The 10,795-nt window shown below is 40.1% G+C and carries 10 protein-coding genes; 8 read left to right on the top strand and 2 right to left on the bottom strand.

The window, feature by feature from the left end; genetic code table 11:
- Positions 1–40 precede the first annotated feature (40 nt).
- From CK510_RS18805 to CK510_RS18780, 6 genes are all read left to right on the top strand, one after another.
- A complete protein-coding gene (locus tag CK510_RS18805; RefSeq protein ID WP_245912214.1) occupies positions 41–1,069 on the top strand; it encodes an HlyD family secretion protein in 1,029 nt (342 codons plus the stop codon).
- Between the two features lie 202 nt (positions 1,070–1,271).
- Complete coding sequence (locus CK510_RS18800; RefSeq protein WP_095723159.1) at positions 1,272–2,453, top strand: hypothetical protein; 1,182 nt, start codon at positions 1,272–1,274, stop codon at positions 2,451–2,453.
- A gap of 151 nt (positions 2,454–2,604) precedes the next feature.
- Entirely contained in the window at positions 2,605–3,780 is a 1,176-nt protein-coding gene (devC, locus tag CK510_RS18795; protein WP_095723158.1) for an ABC transporter permease DevC, read from the top strand.
- A gap of 334 nt (positions 3,781–4,114) precedes the next feature.
- Positions 4,115–4,813 carry a DevA family ABC transporter ATP-binding protein gene (locus CK510_RS18790; RefSeq protein ID WP_095723157.1) on the top strand — a complete coding sequence of 233 codons (699 nt, stop codon included), beginning with the start codon at positions 4,115–4,117 and terminating at the stop codon, positions 4,811–4,813.
- Between the two features lie 201 nt (positions 4,814–5,014).
- Positions 5,015–5,968 (top strand): M23 family metallopeptidase, encoded by a 954-nt coding sequence (locus CK510_RS18785; RefSeq protein WP_095723156.1) that lies wholly within the window; start codon positions 5,015–5,017, stop codon positions 5,966–5,968.
- 152 nt (positions 5,969–6,120) lie between these two features.
- Positions 6,121–6,663, top strand: coding sequence for a late competence development ComFB family protein (locus CK510_RS18780; RefSeq protein WP_095723162.1), 543 nt, complete (start codon positions 6,121–6,123; stop codon positions 6,661–6,663).
- A 96-nt stretch (positions 6,664–6,759) separates the two neighbouring features.
- Here CK510_RS18780 and CK510_RS18775 read toward each other — a convergent pair whose 3' ends face one another.
- Positions 6,760–8,031 carry an ankyrin repeat domain-containing protein gene (locus CK510_RS18775; RefSeq protein ID WP_095723161.1) on the bottom strand — a complete coding sequence of 424 codons (1,272 nt, stop codon included), beginning with the start codon at positions 8,029–8,031 and terminating at the stop codon, positions 6,760–6,762.
- A 391-nt stretch (positions 8,032–8,422) separates the two neighbouring features.
- On the opposite strand from CK510_RS18775, the gene CK510_RS18770 reads away from it, so the two are divergent.
- Positions 8,423–8,893 (top strand): DUF4079 domain-containing protein, encoded by a 471-nt coding sequence (locus CK510_RS18770; protein ID WP_095723155.1) that lies wholly within the window; start codon positions 8,423–8,425, stop codon positions 8,891–8,893.
- Between the two features lie 64 nt (positions 8,894–8,957).
- Here CK510_RS18770 and CK510_RS18765 read toward each other — a convergent pair whose 3' ends face one another.
- Positions 8,958–9,629, bottom strand: coding sequence for a DUF1997 domain-containing protein (locus CK510_RS18765; RefSeq protein WP_095723154.1), 672 nt, complete (start codon positions 9,627–9,629; stop codon positions 8,958–8,960).
- Positions 9,630–9,911: 282 nt separating this feature from the next.
- Between CK510_RS18765 and CK510_RS18760 the strand changes: the two genes are divergently transcribed.
- Positions 9,912–10,571 carry an SDR family oxidoreductase gene (locus CK510_RS18760; protein WP_095723153.1) on the top strand — a complete coding sequence of 220 codons (660 nt, stop codon included), beginning with the start codon at positions 9,912–9,914 and terminating at the stop codon, positions 10,569–10,571.
- Positions 10,572–10,795 lie beyond the last annotated feature (224 nt).

The following is a 10,795-nucleotide window of genomic DNA, read 5'->3' as shown; positions in this document are numbered from 1 at the left end:
ACTCTCAACTACACCCCTAAATTCACAATAATATATTTTCGTGGAAAACTCCAGTTCTCAAAATGGACGAGGTTTAATAGCAATCATGGAAAACCGCGATCGCATCCAAGCATCTTTAAAAGAAGCGGAAAGAAAAGTCGCAGTTGCTAAAGCCCAGTTAGAACAAGTCAAAGCTGGAGCAAAACAAGGTGAACTCGCAGCACTTAGTGCTGATATCAACCGTTTGCAAGCTGAGTTAATGGGAGATGTGAAAACCCAACAAGCTACCATTGCGAGACTTGAAGCTGAATTACAAGGGCAAAAACAAACATTAAAAGCCACTGTAGCACGCATCACAGCCGAAAGACGTAATGCTCAAGTTGAGGTACAACGCTACGAAAATCTATATAAAGAAGGTGTGATTTCTAGTCAAGATGTCAATCAAAGAAGACTGACTGCGGAAACTTCAAGGCAGCAACTTCTCGAAAGTCAAGCGACTCAAACCCGTACTATTGCCACCGTAGAACAACAAGTGACAGAAGCGAAAGCAAATCTCAACAAAACAGTTGCAACTACGCAACAGCAGATTAAACAAGCTCAAGGAACTTTAGCAAAAACAGCCGAAGTACGTCCTACCGATATTGCCACAGCTCAAGCCGAAATTGATAGTGCGATCGCAAGTGTAGAAAGAATACGCTCTGAACTTACTTTAACATATATTCGCGCACCCAAAGCTGGACGGGTTTTGAAAATTATTACCCATGCAGGGGAAACAGTCAGTACTGAAGGTGTTGTCGATTTTGGTGAAACCGACCAAATGTACGCAGTTGCTGAAGTTTACCAAAGTGATGTTAGTAAGGTGAAGCAAGGGCAAAAAGTCCGAGTGAGCAGTGATTCTCTACCTCAAGAGTTGCAGGGAACAGTCGATTGGGTAGGGTATCAGGTTCAGCGTCAGGATATCATCAATAGTGATCCTTCTAGTAATATTGACTCACGAATTGTGGAGGTACGGGTTCGTTTAGATGATGAATCTAGCGAACAAGCTGCGAAATTTACAAATCTGCAAGTTCAAGCAGTTATTGATATCTAAAGTATTAAAGAATAAATCTGGTTTATCAAAGCACCTAATAAATTAATTTTAAACGCAGAGAACCGCTTTATACGAGCAAAGCGAGACTTACCGAAGGGTATTTTTACGCTGAGGTACACAGAAGAATATAGATATTTAATAGTCATTTTTTTTTGTTTTCAGGTAATTATTAAAAAATAATTTGAATTAGGGGAAAGGGAAGATGAGTGATACTATTCAATCTCCAGAATTACAATCAGCGTTAGATGAAAATACACCCAGTCAAATATTAAGAGAATTAGCACAAAATGAAAACAAGAATATTAGATTTGCGGTAGCTAAAAATCCGAATACATCACCAGAAGTTCTCAAACAATTATTTAATGAATTTCCTATTCCAGTGCTGAATAATTTTGCTTTAGACTTAATATTGCTAGAAAATCCTGATTTTCTAGAAGAACTATATGGAGAACATAGGGAGACAAATCCATTTGAATATGATGAACTACCATTCTTCTTTATTGAATGGGGTACAAATCATCCAAACGAAAATATTCGTTGGAATGTAGCGCAATTTCAAAAAATCCCCTATATTTTAGAGAATTTATCTCAAGATAAAGACGAGGGTGTAAGAGCAGGAGTTGCTAGTAATGAGTATACACCCAGTCACATATTAGAACAATTAGCACAAGATGAAGATATATATATTCGCAGAAATATTGCCGCTAATCAAAATACACCTATTCAGATATTAGAAAAGCTAGCTGAACAGGAAGACGTGCAGATTAAAAGTAATATCGCTCGCAATTTAAATACACCAATTTATACTTTAGAATTATTATTTTCGGAGGAAAATATTGATGTTGATATTCAGACAAGTTTCATAGAAAATAAAAACACACCTAGCCACATTTTAGAAAAATTAGCCGAAAACGGAAGCGCAGGTATTAGAAGTGATATTGCTCGTAGTTTATATACACCAATTCATATTTTAGAAGCGTTATCTAAGGATGATAGCGAAGATGTAAGAAGTCAGGTTGCGGGGAATCAGAATACACATTTACAAATTCTAGAAATTCTTGTTCAAGAGAAATCATCTGTTGTCAGAAGGCAAGTAGCGAGTAATTTAAATATACCTATAAATATTTTAGAAAATTTGGCTGAAGATGAATCTGTATTCGTGCGAAGGAATGCGGCTGATAATATAAATATAACGGTTCGTGCTTTAGAGAAATTAGCTAAAGATAAATACCCTTTGGTGCGGGGTAGTGTTGCTAAAAATCCAAATATTTCAAACTATATTAAGGAAATTTTATCTGAAGATGCCAGTGAATATGTTCAAAAGAGTCTTAATATATTTGAATCATTAGAAGTAAGAAGTCAGGAATCAGAACCCAAAATGTAAAGATGCTATATATCCCGTCTCTACAAATCCAAAATCTAAAATCTAAAATCTAAAATCTAAAATCCAAAATCTAAAATCCAAAATCCAGAATCTAAAATCCAAAATCTAAAATCCAAAATCCAGAATCTAAAATCTAAAATCCAAAATTATTATGGTTGCTTTTATCCAAAACTTACAACGTCGTACACCACTAGGATGGTTACAACTAACTCACGAAAAAGGACGATTTTTAGTCGCATTATCGGGTATTGCATTTGCTGACGTATTGATGTTTATGCAACTAGGGTTTCAAGCTGCATTATTCGACAGTAATACTCGACTACATCGAAGCATGGAAGCAGATATTTTTCTGATTAGTCCCCAAGCGCGAAACTTGGCAAATATGTCTACATTTACCCGACGTAGACTATTTCAGGCAAACGACGTGCCAGGGGTAAAATCAGCAGAAGCCATGTACGTCAACTTTATCGACTGGAAAAATCCCCAAACAGGCAAAAAAAACACAATCTTAATCGCAGGATTTAACCCGGATAAGCCAGCTTTTGATTTACCAGAAGTGAAAAGCCAGCAAAACAAAGTCAAATTACCCAACGCAGTATTATTCGATCGCGGTGGACGTGGAGATTACTTAGAACTAATTGCAAGTGTTGACCAAGGTAAATCAGTACAAGTAGAAATAGAACGTAATACTGTGAATGTTGTTGGCTTATTTAAAGTCGGAGCATCATTCATTGCCGATGCAACATTAATGACCAGCGACCAAAATTTCTTAAGGTTATTTCCTCGACGTGAAGCTGGTAGCGTCAGTATTGGTTTAGTCAAATTAAAACCAGAATTCGACCCGCAGGAAGTAGCAGCAAACTTAAAAACCCATCTTGGTAACGATGTCCGAGTTTTGACCAAAGAGGAATTTATGACCTTTGAAAAAAACTACTGGCAGAACAGCACCTCGATTGGTTTTATTTTTAACCTTGGGGTGATGATGGGTTTCATGGTGGGGGTAATTATTGTTTACCAAGTTCTCTCTACCGATGTCAACGCCCATATGAAAGAATACGCTACCTTTAAAGCAATGGGTTTTCGTAATTCTTATTTATTAAGTGTGGTGTTTGAAGAGGCAATTATTTTAGCAATATTAGGTTTTATTCCTGGTGCTTCTGTTTCCTTGGGATTATACACAATGACCCGCAACGCCACAAATTTACCAGTAATTATGACCTTAGCACGAGCAACTCAAGTCATGATTCTGACAGTTATTATGTGTATGATTTCCGGTGCTGTAGCTACCCATAAAGTCCAATCCGCAGACCCCGCAGATATGTTTTAATTGGGCATTGGGAAACGGGAATTGGGCATTGTCAAGAAGAAGGTGAATTAACATACCTCCTCGTCTTGAAAGAGCGAGGATTCCTTGACACTACCCTACGGGAACGCGGTAGACGCGAAGCGGCTTCTCGTAGAGTAGCGCGAACGTTGGGATGCGCCATTAAGTGGTCTTATCGTCCCTCCATGTCCGTTTATAGTCTCCCAATGCCCTATGGCGACTAAATTTCTATTATAACAAAAAGCCGTCCTAGAAATACGAGGCTTGTATCCCATTATTTTCGGTCAAAGTCAACAAGTCAACAAACCCAATTCCCAATTCCCAATGCCCAAATTTTATGGAATCTGTAATCTCTGTCAAAAATCTTGATCATTTTTTCGGTCACGGGCAACTTCGGAAACAAGTATTATTTGATATCAATCTTGATATTAATGCTGGTGAAATAATTATTATGACTGGTCCATCTGGTTCCGGTAAAACAACCCTGTTAACCCTGGTAGGTGGATTACGTTCCGGACAATCAGGTAGTTTGCAAGTTTTGGGACAGGAACTAGTCGGGGCAAATGCCAAAAAGCTCACAGAAGCACGTCGGAATCATGGTTATATTTTTCAAGCACATAACTTACATGGCAGCTTGAATGCACTACAAAACGTGCGAATGGGTTTAGAAGTACACAAAGGTATTTCACCCAGGGAAATGAACCAACGTGCGATCGCAATGCTGAAACATGTCGGATTAGGCGATCGCGTTAATTATTATCCAGATGATTTGTCTGGGGGACAAAAACAACGAGTTGCGATCGCACGGGCACTTGTTAGTCATCCGAAAATAGTACTAGCGGATGAACCAACGGCAGCACTCGATAGTAAATCTGGTCGTGATGTTGTGAATATAATGCAAACTCTGGCAAAGGAACAAGGCTGTACAATTTTACTTGTTACTCACGATAACCGTATTCTCGACATTGCTGACCGTATCGTACACCTGGAAGATGGAAAGTTAGAAAGTGATACAGATTTGGCGAAAGCTAGTTAAAATCATTCATTTTCTAGCAAAGCAATACTTAAAGACTACAAATTTAGTGATTTTGGAAATGTTGCATTTATACAATTTTTATACATAATATTTAGGGGCTATATTAATTTACGTCTTCTAGTTACTTGCTTCTTATCGGAAACACACATAACAATCATTTAGTCTGTTTTCCACAGAAGTAAGAATTTTTTTTGCAACTCTATGATTACCATCGACCGTAACAGTTACTTAGAAAGTACCAAAAGCAATTGCTTGAGCGCAGCGATTAACAGGTTTAATAAGGCTTTTAATAACCATATCCAAGTAGCTAGCATTACCATCGGGATGGCAGCTTTACCTATTGCTTTAGCTTTCCCAGCAAATGCCCTACAAGTACAAATGAACCCCCAAACGCCCCGATTGGGAGATACTATTTCCGTAGTTGTCAGCCTAGATAATCCTGCTAGTGGTAGCAATGTGACTGTCTCTGTGGGTAAAGATAATTACACTGCGTATGAGGTAGCACCAAATAGATATCGGGCTTTTATTCCCACCATACCCCTAGAAAAACCAGGTGGGAGAACAGTTATAATTACAGGTGGTGGGGAAACAAAAAAAATACCCATTCAAGTAAAAACACGCACTTTCAAAATTCAACGGATTAATTTACCCCCAGGTAAAGCAGGTGTTTCCGCTACAAAGCTCGAACTTCAACGAGCTACCGAATTTCGGGCAGTACGTACTCCAGAAAAATTCTGGAATGGCGCTTTTATCAAGCCTAGCAATGCCCGTATGAGTACCCCATTTGGCGTGCGTCGTTACTACAACGGTGTATTTGCCAATAATTACTACCATCGTGGGTTAGACTTCGCTGGAGTCTCCGGTTCTGCTGTGATTGCCCCGGCAGCAGGACGTGTGGTTTTAGTTGGTACTGTCAAAGAAGGGTTTAAAGTTCATGGTAATGTAATTGGGGTTGACCACGGACAAGGGGTAGGTAGTATATTTATGCACCTCAAGGATATTCTTGTTAAGGAAGGCGATGTCGTTAAGCCAGGTCAAAAGATTGGCACAGTTGGTGCGACAGGCGCGTCTACAGGACCTCACCTACATTGGGGCTTGTACGTAAATGGCAAAAGTATCGATCCAATGCCGTGGCTAAATGGTGTTGTTGAATAGTAAATTTTGGTAGTACTAAAGTACTTAGAGACATTTTTGCTACATAATTTGCATGTAAACTGTTTACAATTGAGCAAAATAGAGCAAATATAGATTCGGTTGGTATCCGTCCCTACCTAGCTTGGGTGGTAGAAAAATTAAAGATGAGTGGTATGAGTATAGGAAAAATTGTAGAACAAGCTCTCCAAGATGGTTATCTAACACCAGCGATGGAAGCCGAAGTCGGGCGAATCTGCGACCATGCCTCAGAACTCTCGATCGAGGAATACATGGCGTTAGATCGGTTGATGGGGTCACTATTAACAGGTGAGGTAGTGGCGGTACCTCGCAAGCAGTTTATTAACGTCATGGAAGATTTGGTTTTGACTGAGGCTGTTGCTCGTGTTGCTGAAATCGAAGCGACTAGTGAAAGAACGCTTGATGTTGGAGATATTGCCGCTTATGCTCTCAACCGTCTTCCTCCCCTGTATGCGACTACAGAAGAGGGTGCTAGTTGGCAACGTCAACGGGCTAAAGCTGAATTACAAGATTTGATTAGCCAGCAAGTTGGAGAAGCGATCGCACGTAACCTCGACCGACCGAATGATGACAAAACTCCGGTTTTGGCGAAGAATACTGGTAACGAACTTGTCTCTCAAGTCAGTAAGCTACTTCAAGCTTATGCACCTAATTTTGAGCAAAAGGCGCAATCTTAGGTTTTGGGCATTGGGTATTGGGCATTGGACATTTATTTCTAGACGATCCATCATCGGGGGTTTATTTTTTGTAGACGACCCATCGGGTCGTCTCTACTATCCTCCTGATGCTTTTAAAATTTTTATTACATCTGGATAATTATTAAATTCTGCTAGCATTAATGCCGTATATCCACCTTGATTTTTGAGATTCTGGTCTGCATTTGCTTGGAGTAGTGTTTGCACTGCTTCGCTGTTTCCCCGCGATGCTGCCCACATTAGTGCTGTTGCCCCTGCCGTGTCCTGAAAATTGACATCGGCTCCTTTGATAATTAAATGTTGGACAATGCTGGTGTAATTACGTTCTGTTGCTTTTAATAAGACTGTTTTGCCGTCTGCAATTTTACTGTTAGGGTTTGCACCTGAGTCTAATAGTACTTGTACTGTTTCGAGATGCCCTTGGGAGATAGCGAGCGTTAAGGGTGTTTCTCCGAGATTACTAGCGTTAACATCGGCACTTCGTCGCAATAGCGCTTCTACGATTTGGCTGTGTCCTTGTAATGCTGCAACTAAGAGTGGTGTATCACCAAGATTATTTCTGATATGGACATTAGCATCTCGATTTAAAAGGACTTCGGTGACATCCACATATCCTTCAACTGTGGCAAGATGTAGTGCTGTTTCACCGTCTTTGTCTTGGTGATTTATATCCGCACCATGAGCTAGTAGCAGTGATGAAATGGGTCTATTTCCTGCGGCTGCGGCTGCTAGTAATGCGGTACTACCATCTTGATTTTGCAGTTTTATATCTACCCCTGCCCTTAGTAATGTCTGGATAATTTCCATATGTCCCAAGTCAGTTGCTAGCATTAAGGCGCTTTCCCCCTCTTCATCTTGGGAATTTATTTCTACACCTGCTTGGACTAAATATTTCACAATATTACTGTGTTCATGTTTTACAGCTAAATATAGGGCTGTATCACCATCATTATCTTGAATATTTGTATCCGCACCTGCCGCTAGAATGGCTTTTACCACCTCTGTGTAACCTTTGAGGGTTGCTGCCATTAGTGCAGTACTGCCATCTTCGTTAGTGGCATTAATATTTGCACCTTGGCTAACCAAAAATTTGACGACATCCAACTGATTGGCTGCGGTTGCTAGCATCAAAGCCGTTAAACCATATTGCTGCCGTTGTAAGTTGACATTTGCCCCCGCTTTGAGGAGCGATCGCACTACTTCTACATATCCATAATTTGCAGCATACATTAAGGCTGTCGTACCACTGCTGGAGCAAATATCTGCCGATGCTCCAGCAGCTAAAAGCATTTGAACTTTCTTAATATCGCCACTTTGGGCTGCTAACAGCAGTAACATGTCTTTACTCATTGGGAATTGGGGATTGGGAATTGGGAATTGGGAATTGAGGATTGGGAATTGGGAATTGGGCATGGTGGAATATTTCGCGATCGTTAATTCCTAATTTCTAACTCAGCACTCTTAACCATTTTCCCAACACATGGTGAAAAAAAACATCCTGAGATTTATAAAAAAGAATTTTTTGAGAAGTCAGTAGTAAGTAGGCAGTAGGCAGTGGAAAACCCCATAAATAAATCGCGCAGCGTACTGAGTGAAGCGAAGTATCTGGGCTTTAAACCAATAAGGCAGTGTGCAAAGTATATATTTTATTCCTTCTGCCCACTGCCTACTGCCCACTGCCTTTCTTCTGTAAAAAAAGTTATGCTAATTTTTATTAAGATTTAAGATTAGGGGAGAACACATAATTATGGAACTATCACCATCGGTTAAGTACGGGTTAAATTTCTTTCACCCGGTAATGATGTGGGCTTTATTGGCAGTTTCGCTGTATGTAGCTTATCTTGGTTTGCAGGTTCAGCGCACTCGCAGCGCTCAAGGGGAAGAAAAGAAAGAATTAATTAAAGGACGTTATAACCTTCGTCATCACCAAATTGGTTCGATACTCTTAGGTTTGATGGTGACTGGTTCGGTTGGAGGTATGGCTGTCACCTACATTAATAATGGCAAATTATTTGTTGGTCCCCACCTCTTGGCTGGATTGGGAATGACAATTGCGATCGCGCTTTCGGCAGCACTTTCCCCATTCATGCAAAAAGGCGCAAATTGGGCGCGAATGACTCACATTTTGCTTAATTTTACGCTGCTAGGTCTATTTACTTGGCAAGCTATAACTGGTGTGCAAATTGTTCAAAAAATCTTAAGTAATGCTTAATTAGTTAATGGTTAATGGTTAATGGGTAATTGGTGGTGAATTATCATCAATTACCCATTCATAATTATCTTTTCTTGGGAAAATTTACGCCTATAGACTGATGAAAATCTTCTTGAACTTTGCGTGTTAAACGACGGGAGACTTGACGAACAATCTGATTGAGTAACCTGTCTCCAGTATTTTGAATCAAAGACTTGGGTAAGCGATGGATAAATTTGGGGAAGTGAATATAAACTACCAAATCTAGTTCCCATTCCACTCCTGTGATATGACCAGAATTGATTGAAGAATCTCCCGCAAGGTTCTCGACTAATTGCATTTTGGCGCGGTAATCTACATCGTATCCAGGTGGAGTGTAATTGGGAATCGGGATTGTACGAATGCGATACACACCTTCTTCTGGTGGTAGAAGTTCTAAACCGATTTTTGGTTCAACTTCATAATTGAATGAACCAAACTTACCAATTGCCAAAGCATAACCATTTTCACCCAACGGCTGTACTTTCATTGGTTCAGCACAACGTCCAAACCACTCATTATGACTGTCCAGGTATTTTGCTACTGTATTAGCGGGCGCGTGCATGTCCATGCGATCGCGATAATGTCCGTAAAATTTGCCTGGTGTTGACAATTTTGTATCTGGAATTACATCTTCAGCATTTATCATGCTGGAAGTGACAGATACAATCTGTTCGTTGGTCTCAAATACTTGATACTCCTGGTCTTTTGATAGCATAAAGTGCGTTCCTGTATCTTTTTCTTTTCCCTTAGTTAAATAATTCCCAGACTGGAGGTAATGTTTCGTGTTAATTTCCTATTTTTACAGAAACCTTAAAAATATGTAATAAACTTCATCTAATCCATAAGATAAACAGAACCAATCAGCACATACTTTTCTTTGAGTTCAAGAGTTTGCCAGAAAGAAGTTGCCACGGAGACGTTCTTCCTTAGGGCAAAATTCGGGTACGGAAATACTTCTGACAATTGTAACCAGTAGTTTCTTAGGATAGCGTTTATAATGAAAGCTTTTGTAGCAGGTGCAACAGGAGAAACCGGTCGTCGTATCGTAGAAGAGCTAATAAAGCGCAATATTCCAGTTCGTGCGCTTGTACGCGATATTGACAAAGCCAGAAGTATCCTTCCTCGCGATGCCGAGTTAGTACAAGGAGATATTTTGCAACCCGCAGAACTCGCAGCCGCAATCGGAGATAGTACAGTACTACTATGCTCGACGGGTGCGAAACCCAGTTTTGACCCCACTGGACCTTATAAAGTCGATTTTGAAGGTGTAAAAAATTTGGTGGATGTAGCCAAAGCGAAACAAATTGAACACTTTGTCTTTGTTTCCTCGTTATGTACTTCCCAACTGTTCCATCCTCTCAACCTGTTTTGGCTGATTTTGGTTTGGAAAAAGCAAGCTGAGGAGTATCTTCAGAAAAGCGGATTAACTTATACTATTGTCCGTCCTGGTGGGCTGAAAAATGAAGATAATTCGGATGCTATTGTGATGCAAGGTGCTGATACTTTGTTTGAAGGTAGTATTCCTCGGCAAAAAGTCGCCCAAGTTTGTGTTGAGGCGCTAACGGAATCGTCTTCACATAATAAAATTGTGGAGATAGTCGCAACACCAGAGATTTCTGCCAAGGGATTTAGTGAATTATTTACGGGTGTTGCGTAGTCTACTACGAATTGCTTAAAATCTGACTTCATATAGAACTCCTCTGCGTAATTTACGACTACGGTGTACACACACTTCTGTTTTCCTAATATCTCGGAATTAACCCCCTTAATCCCCCCTTATAAAGTGGGGAAACTATAAATACAGTTCCCTCCCCTTAGCAAGGGGAGGGTTAGGGTGGGGTTCTTTTATTTGGGGCAATTCGAGTACTTGTCTGTACACCG

Source organism: Brunnivagina elsteri CCALA 953 (assembly GCF_002289455.1).
Lineage (GTDB): Bacteria > Cyanobacteriota > Cyanobacteriia > Cyanobacteriales > Nostocaceae > Brunnivagina > Brunnivagina elsteri.
This window is presented reverse-complemented; position numbering and strand designations above follow the sequence as displayed.